The following is a 23,099-nucleotide window of genomic DNA, read 5'->3' as shown; positions in this document are numbered from 1 at the left end:
TAAAACACTAAAGGGGAGATCACATATGAAAGCAGTAGTAGTTAATAAAAACAGCAAAGCAAACATTGAAGTTATTGAAAAGGAATTACGTTCGCTACATTCGGGTGAAGCGCTAGTAGATGTAGAGTATTGTGGAGTTTGCCACACTGATTTACACGTTGCAAATCATGATTTTGGAAACACCGATGGCCGCATCCTTGGTCATGAGGGTGTAGGTATTGTTACTAAAATTGCTGATGATGTTACTTCACTAAAGATAGGTGACCGTGTAAGTATTGCATGGATGTTCCAATCTTGTGGACGTTGTGAATATTGCGTAACGGGTAGAGAAACATTCTGCCGTGAAGTGAAAAATGCTGGTTATTCAGTAGATGGTGGTATGGCTGAACAATGTATTGTTACAGCTGATTATGCGGTGAAGGTACCAGAAGGATTAGATCCTGCTCAAGCATCATCAATCACATGTGCGGGCGTAACTACATATAAAGCTATAAAAGTATCAGACATTAAACCTGGTCAACCTATCGTAATCTATGGTTGCGGTGGATTAGGAAACTTAGCTATCCAATATGCTAAAAACGTATTTGGTGCAAAGGTAATTGCAGTAGATATCAATGACGACAAATTAGCCTTAGCAAAAGAAGTTGGTGCTGATATGACTATCAATCCAATTTCTCAAGGTCCTGCTGATAAAATTGTTCAAGAGGAGTTTGGTGGTGCTTATGCTGCTGTAGTAACAGCAGTTTCTAAAGTAGCCTTCAACTCAGCAGTTGATGCAGTACGTGCTTGCGGTAAAGTAGTTGCGGTAGGTTTACCAGTAGAAACTATGGATTTAAACATTCCACGACTTGTATTAGACGGGATTGAAGTAGTTGGTTCTCTAGTTGGTACTCGTAAGGATCTGGAGGAGGCATTTATGTTCGGCGCAGAAGGAAAAGTAGTGCCGGTTGTTCAAACGTGTTCTCTAGATAAAGTACAAAATGTATTCGAAGAAATGGAACAAGGTAGAATTCAAGGACGTATGGTAATCGATTTTAAACAGCATAATTGTGATTGTAAATAATTCATTTTAAATATAAAAAGCATGAGTCTAGCAAAGGACATGTAAAAAAGTTAGACGGCATAAAAAAGATGATCCCTCGTATTCAATAGGGATCATCTTTTTTATATTCTACTAATATCAATGCCAATTAATACTTGATTGATGAGACATGATTAAAAATTCACTTTATTTGCAAACGAAAAAGAATCTTTATTTTCAACAAATTTTTTATGATTTGGAACGGTTTGAATTGCTACAACTTGCGAATCTCTTGCTTTCAGTGCATCTTGAATTCCGATTGTCATAAGCTTAATAAAAAGAATCGTAATAAAGAATGAAACGAGAGTATAAAAAATAATCCACCATGAAAGATTCATTTCATAACGATTTAATCCAATAAGACCTGCCCAATCATTAGATAGAGAAACAGGTTTGGGCACTCCGTCATAGAGTTCCCGCATTTGTATCCCGCCAATTACAATGTTAAGCAACGCTAAATGGATAACGAGTATGAGTGTTTGGACGATATGTTCCATGAATAACACAAATAAGCGATCAAGTAATAAGACTCGTAAGTGTTTTTTGATAATATGAAAGCGGCTAGCACCCAGCAATTGAGAACTTAAAATGTAATCTTGTTTCATAAATTCATCAACCTCTGAGGATATATATAAAGAAAGTGTAGGTAGAGCGACGAAAATAAGTACGAGTACTTGATAAAACATAAATGAAATATTTGGGTCTAATCTATCAGCGTTTGATGTGATTACAATATTAACGGGCGTGATGAGTATAAATGCGATAAATAGAGTTGGAATATAATAAAAAACTTCTGAGCATGACTGGAAAAATCTCTTGAATTTTGGAGCGTATAAACTTAAGAGGATTCCTATACATGTTCCGAATAAAATTCGAAAGAAGCTAATTGCCACGGCTAATAAAATGGTGAATTTTGCTCCTTCTACAATTTGTAAGAAAACAGAATCTCCAAAACGATCAGATCCAAAAGGCGGCATTAACGATGGCGAAAAGGGGGCCTTTCCAAGTAATTCGTTATTGTCATTGTAAAGTAACTGAGGAGGTTTTGGGATGTTATCTTTAAAGAACCAACTATAAATAAAACTAGCTGAAACAAGTATGAATAGATAAGTAAAGCCGATTAAAAATCGTTTTGATTTCCAAATAGATTTCATAATGCTGCTCCTTTCAATTGCTTTTGCCATCTATTCATCATGAATGAGATTATTTGAAAAATGGCATAAAACGGTAAGATAATCATAACAAGTATGATAAATGCAGCTGGAGGTGAAATAAACGCCTTCTTAAATAAAAATTGAATAATGCCTTCCATATTAAAAACAAATTCTAAAATGAATAAGTTAGAAAGTAAGAAAACAAAAATCGTTTTTAAATGATGAAAGAAGTGGATAGATATATTTTTGAATAAATGAATGCATAGTATATAACTTGATGAAAGTCCTTTTCCATATGCAACCTCTACGTAATGTTTTTCATGTTCTTCTTTTATGTATAACACCATCATCCGAAACATTTGTAATGTAGGTAAGACTGCTAAAGATAAAATAGGGAGTAAATAAGCTCGATTTTCATTAAAAGAAATAATGGTGACAGGAGATTCCCCGAATTTCTGAAGTACCCATATGAAAAATATTTGCAAACAAATCATCATCATCATATCAGGGACAGCTTCTAATATGAACACAATTCGGTTTATCCATTTTTTTATATAATCTTTTGCTAAAAAATAAAGAAATGCCATACTAGATGATAGAAAGAGTGCAAGCAAAAAGGCTATAAATAATACAGTAAATGAATATAGGTAAGGTTCTAAAACAGTTGGAAATAATGGTGTTTTTTTGAAACTACCAAATTTCGGGTCTGATCCGATAACCACTAATGATTCAGGGGAGAAAACCTCTTTTAACATAGTAACGATCTGATTAAAAAAGTAAATTGGTTGAAAGGTAAATCCTTGTTGAGTGATAAATAAATAAGGTAAATTTAATAACAGTAAGAGTGATAAAAGAATTGATGAAAGCTTAATTGTGAATTGAGATATTGTATTTAACATTAAATCCCTCCGACATCTTTTTACAACATTATACAATAAAGTTCATATTCTGTTTTGACTTTTCTGAAAAATATAAATACTATTAGATTTTATAGTATGGAACATATATTTACAAGGTAAAAAAGTGATAGTAGGGAGCCACGCCCTATGTCCATCAAGCTAAGAAAACGAGAACTTATATATTATTATCTTTAGGTGGAGGGGAAAGAATGTTTGATAAATTAAAAAGGTTATTTAAAAAAGATAAAGAGAATGATTTAGAAGATGAGAGGTACATTTTGATTTGAAAAAAATTTTCTTCTAATAACTTGATTTATGAAAAAATATTTTATATACTAATTCATGTAAACGGTTTACTAGATCGTATTTTGCTAGAAACGAAGGGAAGGTTCGCATGGAAACAAGGGGGAGAGTAATCGGGGTTGACATCGGTACCACAAGTACGAAAACGGTTGTATTCACTGAAAAAGGAAAAGTCGTTGCTTCACATGCAATTGATTATCCAATTATTCAACCGAACGTCGGATGGGCTGAGCAAGATCCTGATGTAATATGTGCTGCTGTATATAAAACTGTAAGCGTTGCCATTAAAAATGGTAATGTGTCACCGGAAGATATTTCTTCAATCGGTATTAGTACAGCGATGCATGCCTTAATTGCTGTAGATGAAAACGGTGCGCCGTTAACGCGCTCTATTATTTGGGCAGATAATAGAAGCACAAAGCAATCAGAAAAACTATTACAACAAATGAATGGTCATGACATTTATAGAAGAACTGGTACACCAATTCATCCGATGTCACCACTTTCTAAATTACTGTGGATGAAAGAAGAAGAAACGGATTTATTCAGAACTGCTTATAAATTTATTTCCATTAAAGAGTATGTCATTTATCAATTATTTTCACGCTATGTAGTTGATCATTCAATCGCATCAGCTACTGGGTTATTTAATTTAGAAACATTAAACTGGGATGAAGATGTTTTAACTATGTTAAATATGTCACCAGAACAATTATCAACACCTGTACCAACTACATATATTTTATCGGGAATGAAACCGGAATTAGCACAAAAGATGGGCATTCATGAAGATACTCCAGTTGTTATTGGTGCGAGTGATGGTGTTCTTGCAAATGTAGGTGTCGGTGCAATATCACCTGGATCAGCTGCAATTACGATTGGGACAAGCGGTGCGGTTCGAACAATTTCATCAAGTGTTAATACAGATGAAAAAGGAAGAACCTTTTGTTACGCATTAACAGATGAGCACTGGGTAATCGGTGGACCGACGAATAATGGCGGGATTTTATTAAGATGGCTACGTGATGAATTCGGTAGTCCAGAGCAAGAAGTTGCAAGGAAGCTTGGGATTGATCCTTATGATTTATTAATTAAGTATGCAGAAAGTGTACCAGCTGGAGCAGAAGGATTGCTATTTTTACCGTTTTTATCTGGGGAACGTGCACCTTACTGGAATGCAAATGCTCGTGGTACATTCTTCGGTATAAACCTTCAGCATAAACGAGAACATTTTATACGAGCAGTTATGGAAGGTGTTTGTATGAGTGTGTATTCAGTAGCACTTGCCATTCGAGATTGTACAGGGCCACTTACTGAAATACGTGTTTCAGGAGGCTTTGCGAAATCTGCATTTTGGAGACAAATGTTATCTGACATGATGGGGAAAGAATTACTTGTTCCAGAAAGTCATGAAGCATCTGCGCTTGGGGCAGCGGCACTTGCTTTGTATGCAATTGGGAAAATTGATTCGCTTGAAGAGGTGAAGGATTGGATTGATATTGTCCATCACCATGTACCGAATAAAGAAAATACGGCTTTATATTTAGAGATGTTTTATATGTATGAACGACTTTACAATCGTTTGAAAGAAGAATTTGATTGTATAGCTGCTTTCCAACGTAAACAATAGGGGGATTGGGAGAAATGGTAGTTGGAATCGTACTAGCGGCTGTTGTTATATTACTTTTACTAATTACGGTAGTAAAATGGCATCCATTTGTCGCGTTAATTTTAACAGCAATCGGTGTAGGGCTAGCAATGGGGATGCCCTTAATTGGAACTTCACCACAACATCCAGGGATTATCGATTCTATTAAATTAGGTCTTGGTAATACGTTAGGGTTTTTGGCGATTGTTTTAGCTTTAGGAACAATGCTTGGAAAAATGATGGCTGAGTCTGGCGGTGCTGAACGAATTGCTAACACATTAATTGGACGTTTTGGGAAAAAGCGTGTTCACTGGGCAATGATGTTCGTTGCATTTATAGTAGGGATTCCGGTATTTTTCCAAGTTGGATTTGTACTATTAATTCCGTTAGTATTTACAATTGCGTTAGAAACAGGGGTATCACTTATTACAATCGGTATTCCGCTAGTAGCAGGTCTTTCGGTTGTACATGGACTTGTTCCACCGCATCCAGCAGCTATGGCAGCGGTAGGTATATTTAAAGCAGATGTAGGGAAGACAATTTTGTATGCATTAATTGTCGGACTTCCAACTGCAATAATTGCAGGTCCGCTTTACGGGAAATGGATTGGTGCTCGTATACATAAAGAAGTACCGTTAGATATAGCGGAGCAATTTATTGAAAGAGATAAGAAGAAGGAACTTCCTAGCTTCGGAAATACATTGTTTACTATTTTACTTCCAGTATTTCTTATGCTAGGTGCATCGATAGCGGAAGTAGCATTAAATAAAACAAGCCAACTTGCACAAGTATTGCATTTTATTGGAGATCCAATAGTCGCATTATTAATTGCCACGATATATTCTTTCTTTAGTCTTGGCTATGCAAAAGGGTTTTCTAAAGACAAAGTCTTACAAGTTACAAATGATTGTTTAGGCCCAATTGCAAACATACTGTTAGTTATCGGTGCAGGTGGTGCCTTTAATAAAGTGTTATTAGATTCTGGAATTGGAACTACAATTGCGGAGATGGCGAAAGAATCACATATTTCACCGATATTATTAGGTTGGGGAATTGCTGCACTTATTCGAATCGCGACTGGCTCTGCTACTGTTTCCATGATGACAGCAGCAGGAATAGTGGCACCGATTGCGGCAAGTACACCAGGAGTTAATGTAGAGTTACTGGCACTTTCAACAGGTGCAGGGTCATTAATTTTATCGCATGTAAATGATTCTGGATTTTGGATGATTAAAGAGTATTTTGGAATGACTGTGAAAGAAACATTATTAACATGGACTGCAATGGAGACAATATTATCTGTTGTAGCACTTGGGCTAATTTCGTTATTAAATATATTTGTATAGAATGGGAGATTGATTAATATGAAACTAGGTTTAATTGGATTAGGAAAAATGGGATTCCCATTAGCTGAACACTTATATGAAGACAAGCATGAAGTAGTTGTATACGATGTAAATAATGAACTTGTTGAAGAGGCAGGAAAACTAGGGATTACTGCACGTCATACGTTAAAAGAAATGATCGCTGAACTAGAAGCACCTCGTACAATTTGGGTAATGGTACCTGCAGGAGAAGTTGTTGAGTCAGTACTAAAAGATGTATATCCATTATTAGAGGAAGGCGATATCGTTATTGAAGGTGGAAATTCATTCTATAAAGATACGTTACGCCGTGCTGAAGAAGCGAAAAGCTTTGGCTTACATTACGTAGATATCGGTACATCAGGCGGTGTGGAAGGAGCTAGATACGGTGCTTGCTTAATGGTTGGTGGAGAAAAAGAAATTTATGATCAACTAGAACCTTTATTTAAAGATTTAGCAGTAGAAAATGGTTATTCATATGCAGGCCGCGTCGGTAGTGGGCATTTCTTAAAAATGGTTCACAACGGTATTGAATACGGAATGATGCAAGCAATCGCTGAAGGATTTGAAGTACTAGATAAAAGTGATTTTGATTTCAATTATGAAGATGTTGCAAAAGTATGGGCAAATGGATCAGTTATCCGTGGTTGGTTAATGGACTTAACTGAAAAGGCATTTGCAGATGATCCGAAACTTGATGGTATTAAAGGTGTAATGAACTCTTCAGGAGAAGGGAGATGGACTGTTGAAACTGCACTTGAATTACAAGCAGCGGCACCAGTTATCGCTATGTCATTATTTATGCGCTACCGTTCACAAGAAGATGATACATTCCACGGAAAAGTGGTTTCTGCACTTCGTAATCAATTCGGTGGACATGAGGTTGTGAAAAAATAGGGAATATTAGTTTTGTGAAACTCATACGAAAGTATGAGTTCTTTTTTTATTTCTCATACTATTTTATGAAAGCTATTACCCCTTTTTACTGTATTTTGTATAGAAATTTCTGATAATATATAAATATAACTTGAAAACAAAGGGGAGAAATAATTATGAAACTAGTCGTTATTAACGGTACACCAAGAAAATTCGGTAGAACTCGCGTTGTGGCAAAATATATTGCAGAGCAATTTGAAGGGGAGTTATACGATTTAGCAGTAGCGGAATTGCCTTTATATAATGGGGAAGAATCACAACGTGAATTGGAAGCAGTTAAAAAATTAAAAGCTTTAGTGAAAGCAGCAGACGGTGTAGTACTATGTACACCAGAATATCATAATGCGATGAGCGGAGCGCTGAAAAATTCGTTAGATTACTTAAGTAGCAGTGAATTCATCCATAAGCCTGTCGCATTACTAGCAGTTGCTGGAGGCGGTAAAGGGGGAATAAACGCATTAAATAGTATGCGCACTGTCGCTAGAGGCGTTTACGCAAACGCAATTCCAAAACAAGTCGTGCTTGATGGATTACATGTGCAAGATAGTGAACTTGGAGAAGATGCAAAACCATTAATTCATGATTTAGTTAAAGAATTAAAAGCATATATGAGCGTATATAAAGAGGTGAAAAAACAATTAGGAGTTGAGTGATATGTCCTCTCTTTATCATGATTCTCGCTTGTATTACATTCTAGGAGCCAATAGTTTATCTGCTATTGGCTCTGGGATTGTTATGATAACGATTCCGTGGTTGTTAATTAAGGAAAGTGGAGGAGAGACAACGTTTGGTTATGTTTCTATCGTTGCGACTCTCATAATGTTTTTATTAACGCCATTTATTGGGCAAAGCATAGATCGTTTTTCAAGAAAATCTTTATTGTTATGTAACGAAGGTATCGGGATAGCCATTATAGGAATGATGGCCATTTGGGGATTTGCTGGGCAATCATACAATTCTATTCATTACATTATTATTTATATAGCAGGTTCTTTCTATTATCTATTATTCTATCCTACAATTTTTGCATTTAACCAAGAAATATTTCAATCTGAACATTATAAAAGTTTAAGTGGCACGATGGAGATACAAGGACAATTAACGCAAGTTATTTCAGGAGCGGCCGCTAGCTTTTTAATTGAGATTATTTCTTTGAAATGGATTTTGTTAGTGGATATGTTAACTTTTGCAGGAGCATTTTTCCTGTTCTTATGTATACCGTATGTAAAGAAAAAAGAAGTAAAAGGGAAAGTAACATTTAAGAAGCAATTGTTCGAAGGAATTCACTTTATGAAAACTCGCCCTAAGTTCTTTTGGTTTTTACTTGCCACTTATATGCCGTTTATCGGTGTTATGATGGCAAATTATTTAATCCCAGTTTATATTTCAGATATACTCAAAGCTAATGCCTCTGTATACGCGATAGAAGGTATGATGTATGGTGTTGGGGCTGTTATTGCGGGAATAAGTATTCCAATCATGATGAAATATGTCAAAATAGAAATTTCAATCGTTATGACGATGGTTATTTATGTAATTTCAATTACCGCAATGATTATTGAGCCTTCCATTATGTTATTATATGGACTTGCGATTTTCCATGCGATTGGAAATGCTGGAACACGAGTGGCGAGAAATGTATTGATGATGGAAGAAATCCCAAACGAAGTAATGGGACGTGTGGACAGCTTATTTCGATTAATTGGCACAGGAATTCGAATTGTATTATTAATGTTGTTTACGGCAGGTGTATCTAAAGCAGGGGTAATGATCCCGTTTTATGTACTGAGCTGTATATTGATCCTATCATTAGGGGTTGCTTTTTATTATGTAATTTCAAAACGTAAAACGGAAGCGAATGTGTCTAATAAATCAATTGTTTAAAAAATACTTCTGCCTCCTTTTCTTTTTCTATATAATAAAAAGAAAGGGAGTGTTAACTTATTTATGAACAAATGGATATTGCTTATAATCTTATTACTACCTCCGATATACATCATTTATATGACGTTTCGAATGAATAAAGTTGCTCGTGAAACATTGAGTAATCACTCTCCATACGTTCTTATATTAGGTGCAAAGTTATTTGGAGATAGACCGTCTTTATCTCTTCAAAATCGTTTGGATATGGCGCTAGAATATTTACATGCTCACCCTGAGGTGAAAGTAATTGTTTCGGGTGGTCAAGGGGAAGATGAAGATATACCGGAAGCTCACAGTATGAGAAACTATTTAATGGTACATGGTATAGATGAGAATCGCATTTTAATTGAAGACCGCTCTACAAATACGTATGAAAATTTAAAGTTTAGTATGGATTTATATGATGTAAAGCATGCGGTAGTTGTAAGTAATACGTATCATTTATATCGAACGAAAATAATTGCAAAGCGTTTAGGGATAAAGATGGAAGCTTTGGCTGCTGAAACACCGAGACGCTCTAAGAAAAAAGCGTATGTGCGTGAATATGCTGCAATTGTGAAAACAATATTGTTCGACCGTTAGAGCTCAAATGAGAGCTCTTTTTTTGTATAATAAAGCGTATCATTTGAAATGAATGCTATATTCCATCAAAATAAAGGAAACAACATGAAAGGAGTTGTGTCTGTGATTCAATTTAATCATGTGTCAAAAGCGTATGAAGATGGCACAAAAGCAGTGGATTCATTGCATTTAGAAATTAAAAAAGGAGAATTTTTTGTTCTCATTGGTCCGAGTGGTTGCGGGAAAACAACGACAATGAAGATGATTAACCGTTTAATTGAAACGACGGAAGGATCAATTTTAATCGATGGAAAAGATATTCAACAATATAACATAAACGAACTACGTTGGAATATAGGGTACGTGTTGCAGCAGATTGCGCTGTTTCCACATATGACAATTGCTGAAAATATTGCAGTTGTCCCTGAAATGAGAAAATGGACCAAAAAGGAAATAAAAGCACGTGTCGATGACTTGCTACAGATGGTTGGGCTCGATCCAGATGTATATCGTGATCGTATGCCAGATGAATTGTCGGGAGGGCAGAAACAACGTGTTGGTGTCGTACGGGCATTAGCCGCAAACCCGAAAATTGTACTTATGGACGAACCATTTAGTGCGTTAGATCCGTTAAGTAGGGAGCAGCTCCAGAAGGATATCGTACAACTGCAAAAAAAGATTCAAAAAACAATCGTGTTCGTAACGCACGATATGCAAGAGGCTTTATCACTTGGTGATCGTATTTGTGTAATGAAAGAAGGAAAAGTTGTTCAATTAGATACGCCAGAAGGAATTATACATAACCCGAAAAATGAGTTTGTAGAGGAGTTCATTGGAAATCGTGGACGACCTTGGTATGAGGGGAAGAGTATAGAAGAGGTATTGCCGCTAGACGAGGGTATACGAGTTGAAGGGAATGCTTTATCTTTACATTCGTCATTACAAGAAGCACTAGTCCGCTTACAAACTGAAGAGTCAGTGCCGGTTGAAGAGCATGGTCAATATGTTGGAGCGTTAACAAGTCGTCATATTGTCAATTACATTGTTGAACAAATGAAGGAAAGAGGCTAAACAGTGACTGATTTTATTCAAACGTTCCAAGAACGAAAAGTAGAATTGCTAAGTGCATTAAGTGAGCATTTACAAATATCGCTTATTTCACTATTTTTTGCAGTAATTATTGCAGTGCCGCTCGGCATTATATTAACGAGAAAAGAACGAATGGCTGAATTTATTATAGGGACTTCTGCTGTTATGCAGACAGTGCCCTCACTTGCTTTACTTGGACTATTAATTCCGTTAGTAGGAATTGGAAAACTGCCAGCTATAATCGCATTAGTTGTGTATGCACTATTACCTATTTTACGAAATACATATACAGGAATACGGGAATTAGATGAATCACTTATAGAAGCGGCGAGAGCTATGGGGATGAATAGCTGGAAAAGATTATGGAAGGTAGAGCTTCCGCTCGCATTGCCAATTATTATGGCTGGTATTCGTACAGCGATGGTATTAATTGTTGGAACGGCTACATTAGCTGCTTTAATAGGCGCTGGTGGGCTCGGTAAGCTCATATTATTAGGCATAGATCGAAATGACCATGCGCTTATCATTTTAGGGGCCGTACCAGCTGCGTTACTCGCTTTATTCTTTGATATAGTACTTCGCATACTTGAGAGCCCGAAACGCTCTTCTAAGCGCGTTATATTGACGATATGTATAGTTGTAGTAATGATAGCTGCTCCATTTCTTTGGAATACCGAAAAGAAAGACATAGTTATTGCTGGTAAACTTGGATCTGAACCAGAAATATTAATTCAAATGTACAAGCAACTTATTGAACAGGATACAGATTTACAAGTGGAATTAAAGCCAGGCCTTGGAAAAACAGCATTTGTATTTGAAGCGTTAAAATCAGGTGAAGTAGATATATACCCGGAATTTTCAGGTACAGCTTTATCTACTTTCGTGAAAGAAGAACCGAAAAGTACAAATCGTAATGAAGTATATGAACAAGCTCGTATTGGAATGGAAAAGAAATATAATATGGTTATGTTAAAGCCAATGGAGTATAACAATACATACGCACTAGCCATGCCGAAAAAAATAGCAGATCAAAATAACATAAATACAATTTCTGATTTAGGAAAAAGTGCACAGGAAGCTAAAGTAGGATTTACATTAGAATTTGCTGATCGTGAAGATGGTTATAAAGGAATGCAAAAATTATATAACTATAAGTTTTCAAATGTTAAAACGATGGAACCGAAACTGCGCTATAGTGCAATACAATCGGGAGATGTTAATGTAATCGATGCATATTCAACAGATAGTGAATTGGAGCAATATGGTCTTAAAGTGCTAAAAGATGATAAAGGACTATTCCCGCCTTATCAAGGAGCACCATTATTAAGAACAGAGACGTTACAGAAATATCCTGAACTCGAAAAAGTATTAAATAAATTATCTGGAAAGATTACAGATGAAGAAATGAGAAAAATGAATTATGAAGTAAATGTGAATGGGAAAAGTAGCGAAGAAGTCGCAAAACAATTTTTACAAAAAGAGAAGTTACTTCGTTAATTTTACAATAAATATACAATTTTATATGTATGAAATGACCGTTCATTACAAAATGAACGGTTTTTTTGTGCATACTTATACATTTTTTCAAAAAAGTATTCCATTTTTCTTCATTTTCTTTTAGAATAAGTAATGTTTTCCTGAAAAAATATAAGAGAAACGTCTATTAGAGAAAAAGGTGACTTTAATAGTTGAACGAACATAACACCTAGAATGACAGATGGGGTGGTACAAATAGAAAAGAAGTTAGGATTTTTTCCGTTAATCGCATTAGTAGTTGGAACGATGGTTGGTGGCGGTGTTTTTAGTTTACCGCATGATTTAGCAGTAGGAGCAAATAGTGGTGCAACGATAATTGGTTGGTGTATTACAGCAATGGGAATGATTCCACTTGCGCTCGTATATCAAACGTTAGCAAGACAAAAACCGGAGCTTGAGGGCGGAATCTATAGTTATGCACGAGCTGGATTCGGTGAATATATTGGTTTTAACAGTGCTTGGGGATACTGGCTAGCAGGGATTTTAGGAAATGTTGCAACAATTATGTTACTGTTTAGTACATTAGGTTACTTCTTCCCAATTTTTAAAGGCGGAAATAATGTTGCGTCAATCGTAGGTGCATCACTTTTATTATGGACATTGCATTTTCTAATTTTATTTGGAATTCGTGAAGCTTCCATTATGAATGTTATCGCAACGATTGGGAAATTAGTTCCGATCTTATTATTTATTGTCGTGATGGTAACAGCGTTTCGCTGGGATACATTTACACATGACTTTTGGGGCGAAGGAACTATCTCAGTTTCCTCTGTACTAGGTCAAGTGAAAAATACAATGCTTGTAACCCTTTGGGTGTTCATTGGGGTTGAAGGAGCAGTTGTATTATCAGGAAGAGCTAAAAATAGTAGAGACGTTGGAAAAGCGACAGTACTTGGACTTATTTTAGTAATGTCTATTTATATTTTAATTTCTGTTCTGTCAATGGGAGCCATGACAAGAAAAGAACTTTCAGTATTAGAGACTCCTTCAATGGGACATGTATTAGAACATGTTGTTGGGCCATGGGGTGCAATGGCAATTAATATTGGATTAGTTGCGTCACTTGTAGGTACATTAATTGGCTGGTTTTTACTTGTTTCTGAAATTTCTCACGTAGCAGGAAAAGACGGCGTGTTTCCGAAAGTCTTTACGAAAACAAATAAGAAACAAACGCCGCATATGGCATTGTGGATTTCAAATATCGTTGCCCAAACTATATTTATAATCGTTCTGTTTTCACAATCGACATATCAAATTATGTATTTTATTGCGTCAACATCTATATTACTGCCGTACTTATTATCAGCGCTATTTCAATTGAAATTAGTCATCACGAAAGAGCTGAAAGTTGCGAGAGTAAAAAATGGATTGTTAGCATTAATTGCTTCCCTATACTCTGTATGGCTAATTTATGCAGCTGGTTTAAAGAATTTATTGCTTGTTTCAATCGTATATGGTATTGGGATTCTCGTGTATATGTTTGCAAGAAAAGAAAAAGGGAATCGTTGTTTTTCAGGCAAAGAGCGATATGTGATGTGGGCAATTGTTATTGCAGCTATTACATCACTTTATATGTTACTGACAGGAACTATAAAAATGTAAAAGTCCTTTTAATTTAAAGGGCTTTTTTCCTTGTCTAGAGAATATTTAATACATAAGATATTCAGGAGGGATGAAAATGGAAGAAAAAGAACAGTTGTCTAGAATTATGGATTTAGCTAGTGATTTAAGGAAAGTATTAGTACAAGAATCTTTTTTTAATCATCATCCTGAACTTCGAGGCGTGATTGAAAATTTAGCGAGTTCTGTAGAGAATTTGGCGAGTCTGCAGCAAAATAAAGATGAAAATGCCGAAGATCGATTACGGTACGTACTTGCTAAAATGAAAATCGCTCATAATGCCATTTTACAAGAAAAAAAAGCATTTCCTTCTCATTAATATACGTTTTAATTTTGAACCTGACGGATGACGTCAGGTTTTTTATTTCTAGTTTTAGATTGTAGTTCATACAATAAGAATAGTATGAAAAAAAGAAGGTGACTACGTTGAAATTACATAAAGCTCTTCATCCAAGTTTTATAAAGCGAATGTATTATATGAGGTTTATTGGGAAGTTTGCAAAAGCTGAGGGAGAGAAGAATGGAGAAAATTTCTTTGTACAATGTCTTTCTTCAATACCTTTAACTTTACAAGAGTTATTTCCGACTGGAAAATATTTGTTTGAAGGATTATGCAGTAATAAAAAGAATGAAAAAATCTTTACTGATTTAAAGAAGCATAAATTAGAAAAGCAACTGGTTATGTTTCGTCTTTATTATGATCGTGGAAATTTATTTCTGGAATTAATATGCACAGAAGAGCCTCGGGAAATAGCATCTTCATATAAATTGATTCCTTCACCAAAGGTCTCAAATTATAAAAAGAGAGCGTCTTTGGAACGGAAGTTAAGCAACGGTTATTTATCATTTCTTATGCCTAAATTACCAAAAGACTTTGAGCCTCCAGAATTATTGTGGCATGAAGGAAGGCTATATGGAAATTTATCGTTAAAATCATCAATAAGTTCAATTTCATATTTTGAGCAAAGAAAAGAATGCAAATATATTGAAATAAACGATTGGATGAAACATGTAGAAATAGCAGTAGATGATCATTTATATTTTGTAAGTGAAAATGTGTATGACCAACTAAATAAACGAATTGCTGAAGAAGGTAAGTTAGTTGAAGTAGAAGATATTAAAATGCAAAAGGATGACTGGGAATGGGATGAGCGTGAATCCTCTTTTTTGCAGTATGTACAAAGTATGGTTCGTAATAAAGGGTTATATTTGGATGATACAGATATATATAATTTTCACATTAGTATTAAAACCAATATGTTAACAATTGTTGGTAGTATACCAGGTGTTGGGAAATCACGCTTTGTGCAAGCTTATGCAGAATCACTTGGGTTACGTTATGGGGAAGAATTAATTTGGATTCCGATTTCACCATCGTATCAAGAACCACATGATATTCTCGGTTACCTTCATCCGAATGGTAATTTTATTGAAAGTGAAACGAAGTTAGTTCGGACATTGTTAAAGGCTAAAGAAAATCCAAATCAATTGTATATAATTGTGTTCGATGAAATGAACATGTCACATATTGAGCATTGGTTTACTCCGTTTCTATCCGTTCTTCAACTTGAAAAGAAAAATCGTATTTTGAGTTTGTATGAGAAAGTACAAGAAATAGAAAATCAAATTCCACCTTCAGTGGAAATTGGTGAGAATATTATTTTCGTAGGCACTGTAAATTTTGATGAAACGACGAAAGAGCTTTCCGATCGATTATTAGATCGAACAAATTTGATTACATTACAAAAAATTCCGTTTTGCGAGATGAGTATAGAACATGAGAAAGTTGTTCAGCAACCCCCGTTGAAAGTAACAACGGGAGAATTTCGACTCAATTGGTTTAGGAATAAAGAGATGATCGAAGTGTATACTGAAGAGGAATTAGAGTTATTGGATAAGTTACATGATGTATTATCATCACACGATATATCAAAAGGAATTTCTTTCCGATGTGCAAGCGCAATCGCTACGTATTTGCAAAATATACCGTTCCAAAATAATCAGTCCTATATGATTAGCAGGGAAGAAGGTTTTGATTTGCAAATAAAGCAGCGTGTATTAACGAAATTAAGGGGGACAGAAATGACAGTGGGCCCTCTACTTTTTGAGGAAGCAAAAAGGGGAGCGACATTGATACCACTTTTACAGTCTCCGCTTGCAAATCGTGTATCTACATTTGAACATTCTTTAGCTTATATAAGACAAAAGCGTAGAGAACTGGAGCTGTATGGCTATGCAAAATGAGGAGCCTTATGAAACAGCAATCGTCGATACGAAAGAAACGCTCCCGTTTGTATTGAAGCTAATTATTGGTACTGAGGGGAAAGGCGATTTTATCCTTTTAAACCGGCTTTGTACGTCTACTACAGCATTAGTTCAATGTATTTATAAAGTACAGGAATTAAAACCACTGAAATTACATTTCCATTATCAAAATCCAATGGATATTACATTCATATGGAATAAAGTATATGAGGGACAAAAGAATATAAAAGAGTCACAATATGAATTAAATGAAAAAAAACAAAGAGTATTAGTGTATGAACATGGAAAAACTGAATTTTTTTATCCGTGGCGCTGTGGCTTATACCATTTTGAAGTGCGTATAGAAGATAAAACTTATTATGGTGCGTTTCAAGTGGTTCCTAAAAACTTTTTTGATGACCAATTTGAAATGATTCAAGATTATGTGAAGTCAATTTTGAACGAGTTAATTTTAGATAGAGGTTATTACAAGAAAACTTTCTCAGCACTTAGCGATATTGAAGATTCTTCTTATTTGGTATTGTTAAGAAAGTTGCCACAAAAAATGAAAAGAATAAAACAAATTTTAAAAAAAGTAGAATCGAATGCGGAATTTGTACACGAATATGAATGGGAAACGAAAGCGCGGAAGACAACGAGAAAAACTGCCATTATGACAGAAAGAAAGCTTTATGCGAAATATTACAACCGTAAATTTAAGGAGCAAAAAAATAGTATTGAAAATGCATTTCTTAAATTTAAAATGATGCAATTCTATTATTATTTAATTGAAGCAGAAAGTTTTGTACGTAAAACTATTGAAATACTAGAAGGAGAAAAGAAGAAAAAGTCAGATGAATTTCAAGCTGTTAAAACAATTATTAAAACGATTGAACGAAATGGATCCGTGACGGATAGGGAAAAACAAAAATATAGAAATCTACATTTACTGAAAGAAGCAGATTTACGGAAAAGTTCTGTGAAAATGCAAGAATATAAAATATTAGCTCATATCGTATATGAAAGCGTACAATACTTTCGACATTTATTGTATTCTCCATTTTGGAGGGAAGTTTCTGAAACAGCTACCATTAATTCGAACACTTTATCTATACCGCATCAACAATTAATCCACCATTTAGAATTGTTACCGCAACATACCGAGCAACCTCCATCTTTATTATTCGTATATAAACCAACGTTTTTAGTGTATGAGTATTACGCTTTTTTTATCGTTATTTCTATATTAGAACAAATCGGATTTGAAGATAAGAATCCTATCCGTGAACAAATACAAGAACATTTTTATTTAGACGGATTACAAGATGGAACGACAGTGATTTTACATCGAGATGATATAAAAGTGCATGTCGCGTTTAATGATTTAATTGAAACACACCCTCTTATTGCACTAAGCAAAGGAAGTAATTTTTATAACGGAGAGGACACAAAGAAGCCGGATATTCGTTTAGATTGTTATGTAAAGGAAGAAGAGAAGTATGTATATAAATCTTCTATTATTATCGAAGTGAAATATAGCCCTATGTACAATATTTTTCAGCCTGTAGGTAATACGAAAGCAACGGAGCAAATGTATAAATACTGGTCTATTAAGTATGTAGAAGAACAGAATGGTAAACGAATTTTTAAGCGAAGAGCGATTTATGAAGTGATTTGTGTATATCCAGGTAGCCATATGCATAGTAAAAAAATTGAATCTGGATGTGGAGTGTTTTTACAACTATATCCATATAAAACGAAACAAGGAGAAGAGAAGTTGGCTGGGAAGCATGGGATGATTCAAATTTTTGAGAAATGGTTAAAAAGTAATAAAATGTAAAAGAAATCCTTTTTAATGAAGGATTTCTTTAGGTTAAGAAGAATTATATGCAGTACGGAAAGACACATTATACGGTTCGAACTTGATAGTGATTATCATTTTTTTATTAGAGTAATTGGATCTTTTTATATTTGTAACAGTATTGGGAATTAAGGGTTTTTACATGTGTATGAATGACTAATAAGTAGGAATTTAATTCATTTTGCAGAATATAATAAGACATAAATATTTTTAGTTGCATACGAAGATTTGTTCTTATATGATAGTAAGTGAAAGCGTTATCAAAAACAGAGCGGCGATGGGAAAGGCGGTTAAATATGTTCCAGCGTGTTCAAACAAAGGAAGAGCATTTTTGGTTCGAGCAACTGTGGGGAGATTTTTGTGAAGAAAGAAACTTAATGTTTGTAGAACGTAATTTAAATCCATCACGATTTTTATTAATAGAAGATGAACATCATATTGGTACAGTTGAATGTATTAAGTTTACAGTACCTGAACAATCAAATTCTGAGTTTTTCTATCCGTTTTCTAAAAATGATTTAGTGAAAGATTTGAAAAATGTGTATGAAATAGGAAAGTTAAGTATTGCGAAAACGTCTCGGGGGAGAGGACATTTCAAAAGGCTGGCAGCTATTTTATTTATGCATGCGTTAGAGACGAAAGCGGAATGGTATATTGCAGCAGTTACAAAAAGAATGTATATGTATTTACTTACACTCGGTTTTCCAATCGAACCGATAGATAGTCCATTCCAGTTTCATGATACTTTACAAGGTGTACCAGTGCGAATTCATGCTCGAAAAGGGGCTACACATCTGTATTCTTTGAAAGAATTCCGTGATATTATTCAAGGGAATGCTCATGCGCAGGCACTTATTGCAGAATACAGTAAAAATATTATGTTAACAAAATGAAAATATATGAATATGTATAGTATGAAGAAGAGTTACTTATTACAGGCATCTGTTTTCATACAAAAAGTAGACCCTTATTCTCAGAATAAGGGTCTACAATATTATAGTCCAAATATACTAAAAATCATTTTACGACGCTTCGGTTTCTTTTCTCTTTCATATGTTGGTTTTGCATCAGGAGTAATGTATATTGGTTCTTCTTTTTTTAGGGCAGCTTCTAGTTTTTGAATTCGTTCTAACATTTCCTCTATTTCGCGGCGATGTTGTAAAAGTTGGTATGTAACGACATCATTTGCTTTATCTTGCATTTGTTCTTCCATTCGATCTAGTCTTCTCGTAATTGTGGTAAATTGAGCTGTTAATTGCTCAAAATCATTCGATGATGTGTTTTGAACAATTGTGTTTACTTGAGTTTTTAATTTTTCTACATCATTTGAAGATGGTTTTTGAGTAGTTTGAGAGTTTTGAGGCTGGTCCATTTGAGAGCGATGGTATTCTAGCATTAGATCTAAATCACCTTGTGTGAAAATAAAATGACCATATTTATTTTTTTTAATCGTAAGATTTAATTGTTGTGCAATCCGGACAACAGCCTTTGGGCTAACACCTAATTTCTTTGCGATAAATGGTGTTTTATATTCCAAAATAATCCCTCCTATATATATCCTGTTGAATGATTTCTAGTTATGTAGCAAGTTCCCTTCAGGTGTGACAAAAGAAGTGTGGAATCGGCAAAGAAAGTGTTTTTTCACGAAGTTCAGCTGTTTAGCACATACTATTTATATAAATCATTTTTAGTTATCGGAAAATTGGGCTTATTATAGTTTGACGATAATAAGCTAATTAGATTATCATAATTATAAATATCTTTTTTATGTATGCATATAATATATAAAAAGGTGGTTACTAATGTAGAATTTTATTAGAGTATAAGAATGCTTACTTCACTTGAATAAATTTAAGTAGGAGGTGGCTTCCTTGCTTACACTGTAAGTAAGGAAAAGTATTTGGACATATATAGTATAAGTATAGTGATTGTTTTAATTGCCTTAACGGCATTTTTCGTTGCAGCAGAATTTGCAATTGTTAAAGTGAGGAGTTCACGAATTGACTATTTAATTGCAGAAGGAAATAATCGTGCAATATCTGTCAAAACAATCATTACAAACTTAGACGAATATTTATCAGCTTGTCAATTAGGAATAACTGTTACAGCTCTTGGGATTGGGTGGTCGGGTAAACCTGCGCTAAAGCACATGTTTGATGTGTTGTTTGCAAATTGGAACGTCCCTACTCAACTCGCAGACATTATAGCTATAATTTTAGTGTTTTTGTTTATCACATTTTTCCATGTGGTAGTAGGAGAGTTAGCTCCAAAAACATTTGCGATTCAAAAAGCAGAACAAGTGAGTTTCTTTGTTGCTAAGCCACTCATTTTGTTTTATCGTATTGCATTCCCATTCATTTGGATTTTAAATGGATCAGCTCGGTTAATTACAAAGTTTCTTGGGTTGAAACCACCAAAAGGGCATGATGAAGTGCATTCAGAAGAAGAATTGCGGTTGTTAGTTTCAGAAAGTTATAAAAATGGTGAGATTAATCAATCTGAATATAAGTATGTGAATAAAATATTTGAATTTGATGATCGTATTGCGAAAGAAATAATGGTACCACGAACAGAGATGAATATTTTAAATAAAGAAATGCCTGCTGAAGAGGCTTTACAAAAAATGTCTCATGAAAAATATACGAGGTATCCGGTTGTTGATGGTGATAAGGACCATGTAATAGGCTTTGTGAATTTTAAAGATATATTTACAGATTTTGTGAAGCACCGAGTTGTTAGTGAAAAGACAGTGGAGCAATATATTAGGCCAATTATTTTAGTTATTGAATCTATCCCAATTCATGATCTATTTTTAAAAATGCAAAGAGAAAGAACACATATCGCTATATTAATTGATGAATATGGTGGTACATCAGGTCTTGTAACCGTTGAAGATATTTTAGAAGAAATTGTAGGGGATATTCAAGATGAGTTCGATACTGATGAACAACCGGAAATCCAACAAGTTAGTGAGACGAAAACGATTTTAGAGGGAAAAGTACTTGTTAGTGAAGTGAACGCATTATTAGGTTTGGCTATTGACGACGATGATGTCGATACGATTGGCGGTTGGATCCTAACAAAAAATATTGAGATTTCCGAGGGCGATACCATTGAGATTGAAAATTATAAATTTTGCGTGAAAAAATTAGATGGACACTATATTAAGAGATTAGAAGTAACGAAACCTTCAGAATCGATTGTTATTGTAGGAGATGAAAAAAAGATTTCGCTCCAAGAACAAATTAGTTCGTAAACTCTGCTTTGTAGCAGAGTTTTTTTGAGCAAAATGTTTTTTGATGTATTAGGGCTATGATACAATTACACAAGTCAGACCTTTCACCAGGTGAAATAAATGAAATGTATTATTGTATACATATATTCGGAAGGAGAACCACTATGAAAAAACATTTATATATAAATGGGGTATGGAAATCAGTAGAGACGTATAAACCATTGTATGCACCATATTCTGAAGAAACATTAGCGGAGATTGCGCAAGGTACAGAAGATGATGTTAAGGAAGCAATAGTTTCGGCCAAAAATGCAATGAAAGAAATGAAAAAATTATCCGCATACGACCGTGCAACTATTTTAGAAAAGGTTGCACAAAAAATGGATGAGAGAAGAGAAGAGTTTGCAGAGATTATCGCAAAAGAAGCTGCAAAACCAATTCGTGCTGCACGGGGAGAAGTAGATCGCACTGTTCAAACATATAAGTTTGCAGCTGAAGAAGCGAAGCGAATATATGGTGAGACGTTACCATTAGATGCTGCACCAGGAGCAGGTGGCCGTATAGCGTATACAATTCGACAACCAATCGGGGTTATTGGTGCTATTACACCGTTTAATTTTCCACTTAATTTAGTAGCACATAAGATAGGCCCAGCAATTGCGGCTGGAAATACTATTGTGCTAAAGCCTGCCGACCAAACGCCACTTTCTTCGTATGCATTGGTAGAATTATTTGAAGAAGCTGGTTTACCAAAGGGAGCTTTCAATATAATTTCTGGACCTGGATCTGTTGTAGGTGAGGCATTAATAAAAGATGAGAACGTTGCTAGTATTACTTTTACAGGAAGTCCGAAAGTAGGTATTGGAATTAAGGAAAAAGCCGGGTTGAAACGAGTGACGTTAGAATTAGGATCGAACGCTGCAGTAATTATTGATGAAGATGTTGAATTGACAGACGAAATAATTGAACGTGTAAAATGGGGCGCGTTTGTGAATAATGGACAAGTTTGTATTTCAGTACAACGTGTTTTTGTGCATGAACGCAAAATGGAAGAGTTTATTACAAAATTAACGAAAGCAATGGAAAACGTTGTAGTAGGAGATCCGCTTCATGAAGAAACAGATGTATCAGCACTTATTTCAAAAAAAGATGTAGAACGTATAAATTCATGGGTGGAAGAGGCAGTTAAGGAAGGAGCTAATGTTGTATACGGTGGTAACAAACGTGATGCAAGGATTTTTGAACCAACTGTATTAACAAATGTTCCAGATTATGTATCTGTTCAGTGCCAAGAAGTATTTGGTCCACTTATGACTGTAAATACATTTAAAGAATTTGATGAGGCTTTAGAACAAGTAAATAATTCACGTTATGGATTACAAGCAGGTGTATTTACAAACAATCTATGTAAGGCAATGCGTGCAATTGATGAATTAGAAGTCGGTGGTGTCATGATTAATGATATTCCAACGTTCAGAGTAGATCATATGCCTTATGGCGGTGTGAAAGAGAGTGGAACAGGCCGTGAAGGGATTAAATATGCAATAGAAGAAATGACAGAAATGAAATTAGTGTGTATTAAAAAATAAAGTAGATCGAGCTTAAACACCGCAATAAAAAACGAGCAGGAAATGTTTACGATTCC

At 34.8% G+C, this 23,099-nt stretch carries 19 protein-coding genes; 16 read left to right on the top strand and 3 right to left on the bottom strand.

The genetic code is table 11. The features are described 5' to 3' along the window. The first annotated feature begins 25 nt into the window (after positions 1-25). The gene (adhP, locus tag MR155_RS04775) at positions 26-1,063 is read left to right on the top strand and encodes an alcohol dehydrogenase AdhP (protein ID WP_113937791.1); all 1,038 of its coding nucleotides are present in this window, start codon (positions 26-28) and stop codon (positions 1,061-1,063) included. A 152-nt stretch (positions 1,064-1,215) separates the two neighbouring features. Here the strand turns inward: adhP and MR155_RS04770 are convergent, their stop codons facing one another. Together MR155_RS04770 and MR155_RS04765 are read right to left on the bottom strand one after the other, a co-directional pair. Continuing rightward, positions 1,216-2,235 carry an ABC transporter permease gene (locus MR155_RS04770; protein ID WP_113937792.1) on the bottom strand — a complete coding sequence of 340 codons (1,020 nt, stop codon included), beginning with the start codon at positions 2,233-2,235 and terminating at the stop codon, positions 1,216-1,218. Beyond that, positions 2,232-3,134, bottom strand: coding sequence for an ABC transporter permease subunit (locus MR155_RS04765; protein WP_242308434.1), 903 nt, complete (start codon positions 3,132-3,134; stop codon positions 2,232-2,234). The genes MR155_RS04770 and MR155_RS04765 overlap by 4 nt, the downstream gene beginning before the upstream one ends. A gap of 394 nt (positions 3,135-3,528) precedes the next feature. Here MR155_RS04765 and gntK point away from each other — a divergent pair, with 394 nt between their 5' ends. The 13 genes from gntK (at position 3,529) to MR155_RS04700 (ending at position 19,112) form a co-directional block, all read left to right on the top strand. Continuing rightward, entirely contained in the window at positions 3,529-5,067 is a 1,539-nt protein-coding gene (gene gntK, locus MR155_RS04760; protein ID WP_113937794.1) for a gluconokinase, read from the top strand. Positions 5,068-5,081: 14 nt separating this feature from the next. Then, positions 5,082-6,431: a GntP family permease gene (locus MR155_RS04755; RefSeq protein ID WP_002136120.1), complete on the top strand. Its 1,350-nt coding sequence runs from the start codon at positions 5,082-5,084 to the stop codon at positions 6,429-6,431. 18 nt (positions 6,432-6,449) lie between these two features. Next, entirely contained in the window at positions 6,450-7,346 is an 897-nt protein-coding gene (gnd, locus tag MR155_RS04750; protein ID WP_113937795.1) for a phosphogluconate dehydrogenase (NAD(+)-dependent, decarboxylating), read from the top strand. A 155-nt stretch (positions 7,347-7,501) separates the two neighbouring features. Next, positions 7,502-8,038 carry an NADPH-dependent FMN reductase gene (locus MR155_RS04745; RefSeq protein WP_002031805.1) on the top strand — a complete coding sequence of 179 codons (537 nt, stop codon included), beginning with the start codon at positions 7,502-7,504 and terminating at the stop codon, positions 8,036-8,038. Position 8,039: 1 nt separating this feature from the next. Beyond that, the gene (locus tag MR155_RS04740) at positions 8,040-9,269 is read left to right on the top strand and encodes an MFS transporter (RefSeq protein ID WP_113937796.1); all 1,230 of its coding nucleotides are present in this window, start codon (positions 8,040-8,042) and stop codon (positions 9,267-9,269) included. Between the two features lie 63 nt (positions 9,270-9,332). After that, positions 9,333-9,890 carry a YdcF family protein gene (locus MR155_RS04735; protein ID WP_113937797.1) on the top strand — a complete coding sequence of 186 codons (558 nt, stop codon included), beginning with the start codon at positions 9,333-9,335 and terminating at the stop codon, positions 9,888-9,890. 102 nt (positions 9,891-9,992) lie between these two features. Then, positions 9,993-10,940 carry an ABC transporter ATP-binding protein gene (locus MR155_RS04730; protein ID WP_033709046.1) on the top strand — a complete coding sequence of 316 codons (948 nt, stop codon included), beginning with the start codon at positions 9,993-9,995 and terminating at the stop codon, positions 10,938-10,940. Positions 10,941-10,943: 3 nt separating this feature from the next. Next, positions 10,944-12,455 (top strand): ABC transporter permease/substrate-binding protein, encoded by a 1,512-nt coding sequence (locus tag MR155_RS04725; RefSeq protein ID WP_242308432.1) that lies wholly within the window; start codon positions 10,944-10,946, stop codon positions 12,453-12,455. Between the two features lie 213 nt (positions 12,456-12,668). Continuing rightward, on the top strand, positions 12,669-14,096 hold the full coding sequence (locus MR155_RS04720) for a basic amino acid/polyamine antiporter (RefSeq protein WP_002031795.1): 1,428 nt from the start codon (positions 12,669-12,671) through the stop codon (positions 14,094-14,096). Between the two features lie 76 nt (positions 14,097-14,172). Next, a complete protein-coding gene (locus tag MR155_RS04715) occupies positions 14,173-14,433 on the top strand; it encodes a hypothetical protein (RefSeq protein WP_002085825.1) in 261 nt (86 codons plus the stop codon). Positions 14,434-14,540: 107 nt separating this feature from the next. Next, on the top strand, positions 14,541-16,358 hold the full coding sequence (locus tag MR155_RS04710) for an AAA family ATPase (protein WP_242308430.1): 1,818 nt from the start codon (positions 14,541-14,543) through the stop codon (positions 16,356-16,358). Next, positions 16,348-18,198 (top strand): hypothetical protein, encoded by a 1,851-nt coding sequence (locus MR155_RS04705; RefSeq protein WP_242308915.1) that lies wholly within the window; start codon positions 16,348-16,350, stop codon positions 18,196-18,198. Before MR155_RS04710 ends, MR155_RS04705 begins: the two co-directional genes overlap by 11 nt. 317 nt (positions 18,199-18,515) lie before the next feature. Next, on the top strand, positions 18,516-19,112 hold the full coding sequence (locus tag MR155_RS04700; RefSeq protein ID WP_002085820.1) for a hypothetical protein: 597 nt from the start codon (positions 18,516-18,518) through the stop codon (positions 19,110-19,112). Between the two features lie 101 nt (positions 19,113-19,213). On the opposite strand, the gene racA is transcribed toward MR155_RS04700, so the two are convergent. Further along, positions 19,214-19,756 carry a chromosome-anchoring protein RacA gene (gene racA, locus MR155_RS04695; protein WP_002012665.1) on the bottom strand — a complete coding sequence of 181 codons (543 nt, stop codon included), beginning with the start codon at positions 19,754-19,756 and terminating at the stop codon, positions 19,214-19,216. Between the two features lie 363 nt (positions 19,757-20,119). Between racA and MR155_RS04690 the strand changes: the two genes are divergently transcribed. After that, positions 20,120-21,475 carry a hemolysin family protein gene (locus MR155_RS04690; RefSeq protein WP_219302180.1) on the top strand — a complete coding sequence of 452 codons (1,356 nt, stop codon included), beginning with the start codon at positions 20,120-20,122 and terminating at the stop codon, positions 21,473-21,475. A 143-nt stretch (positions 21,476-21,618) separates the two neighbouring features. Continuing rightward, positions 21,619-23,043: an aldehyde dehydrogenase family protein gene (locus MR155_RS04685; RefSeq protein ID WP_242308427.1), complete on the top strand. Its 1,425-nt coding sequence runs from the start codon at positions 21,619-21,621 to the stop codon at positions 23,041-23,043. Positions 23,044-23,099: the final 56 nt, after the last annotated feature.

Source organism: Bacillus cereus group sp. BfR-BA-01331, from assembly GCF_022663915.1.
GTDB classification, from domain to species: Bacteria; Bacillota; Bacilli; order Bacillales; family Bacillaceae_G; genus Bacillus_A; species Bacillus_A mycoides.
Note: the sequence above shows the minus strand (reverse complement) of the source record. Positions and strands in the feature narration are given on the sequence as shown.

What these genes read in the sequence shown, in the direction of transcription:
- adhP (WP_113937791.1), top strand. Translation starts at nt 26, where the DNA reads ATGAAAGCAGTAGTAGTTAATAAAAACAGCAAAGCAAACATTGAAGTT.
- MR155_RS04770 (WP_113937792.1), bottom strand. Translation starts at nt 2,235, where the DNA reads ATGAAATCTATTTGGAAATCAAAACGATTTTTAATCGGCTTTACTTAT.
- MR155_RS04765 (WP_242308434.1), bottom strand. Translation starts at nt 3,134, where the DNA reads ATGTTAAATACAATATCTCAATTCACAATTAAGCTTTCATCAATTCTT.
- gntK (WP_113937794.1), top strand. Translation starts at nt 3,529, where the DNA reads ATGGAAACAAGGGGGAGAGTAATCGGGGTTGACATCGGTACCACAAGT.
- MR155_RS04755 (WP_002136120.1), top strand. Translation starts at nt 5,082, where the DNA reads ATGGTAGTTGGAATCGTACTAGCGGCTGTTGTTATATTACTTTTACTA.
- gnd (WP_113937795.1), top strand. Translation starts at nt 6,450, where the DNA reads ATGAAACTAGGTTTAATTGGATTAGGAAAAATGGGATTCCCATTAGCT.
- MR155_RS04745 (WP_002031805.1), top strand. Translation starts at nt 7,502, where the DNA reads ATGAAACTAGTCGTTATTAACGGTACACCAAGAAAATTCGGTAGAACT.
- MR155_RS04740 (WP_113937796.1), top strand. Translation starts at nt 8,040, where the DNA reads ATGTCCTCTCTTTATCATGATTCTCGCTTGTATTACATTCTAGGAGCC.
- MR155_RS04735 (WP_113937797.1), top strand. Translation starts at nt 9,333, where the DNA reads ATGAACAAATGGATATTGCTTATAATCTTATTACTACCTCCGATATAC.
- MR155_RS04720 (WP_002031795.1), top strand. Translation starts at nt 12,669, where the DNA reads ATGACAGATGGGGTGGTACAAATAGAAAAGAAGTTAGGATTTTTTCCG.
- MR155_RS04715 (WP_002085825.1), top strand. Translation starts at nt 14,173, where the DNA reads ATGGAAGAAAAAGAACAGTTGTCTAGAATTATGGATTTAGCTAGTGAT.
- MR155_RS04705 (WP_242308915.1), top strand. Translation starts at nt 16,348, where the DNA reads ATGCAAAATGAGGAGCCTTATGAAACAGCAATCGTCGATACGAAAGAA.
- MR155_RS04700 (WP_002085820.1), top strand. Translation starts at nt 18,516, where the DNA reads ATGTTCCAGCGTGTTCAAACAAAGGAAGAGCATTTTTGGTTCGAGCAA.
- MR155_RS04685 (WP_242308427.1), top strand. Translation starts at nt 21,619, where the DNA reads ATGAAAAAACATTTATATATAAATGGGGTATGGAAATCAGTAGAGACG.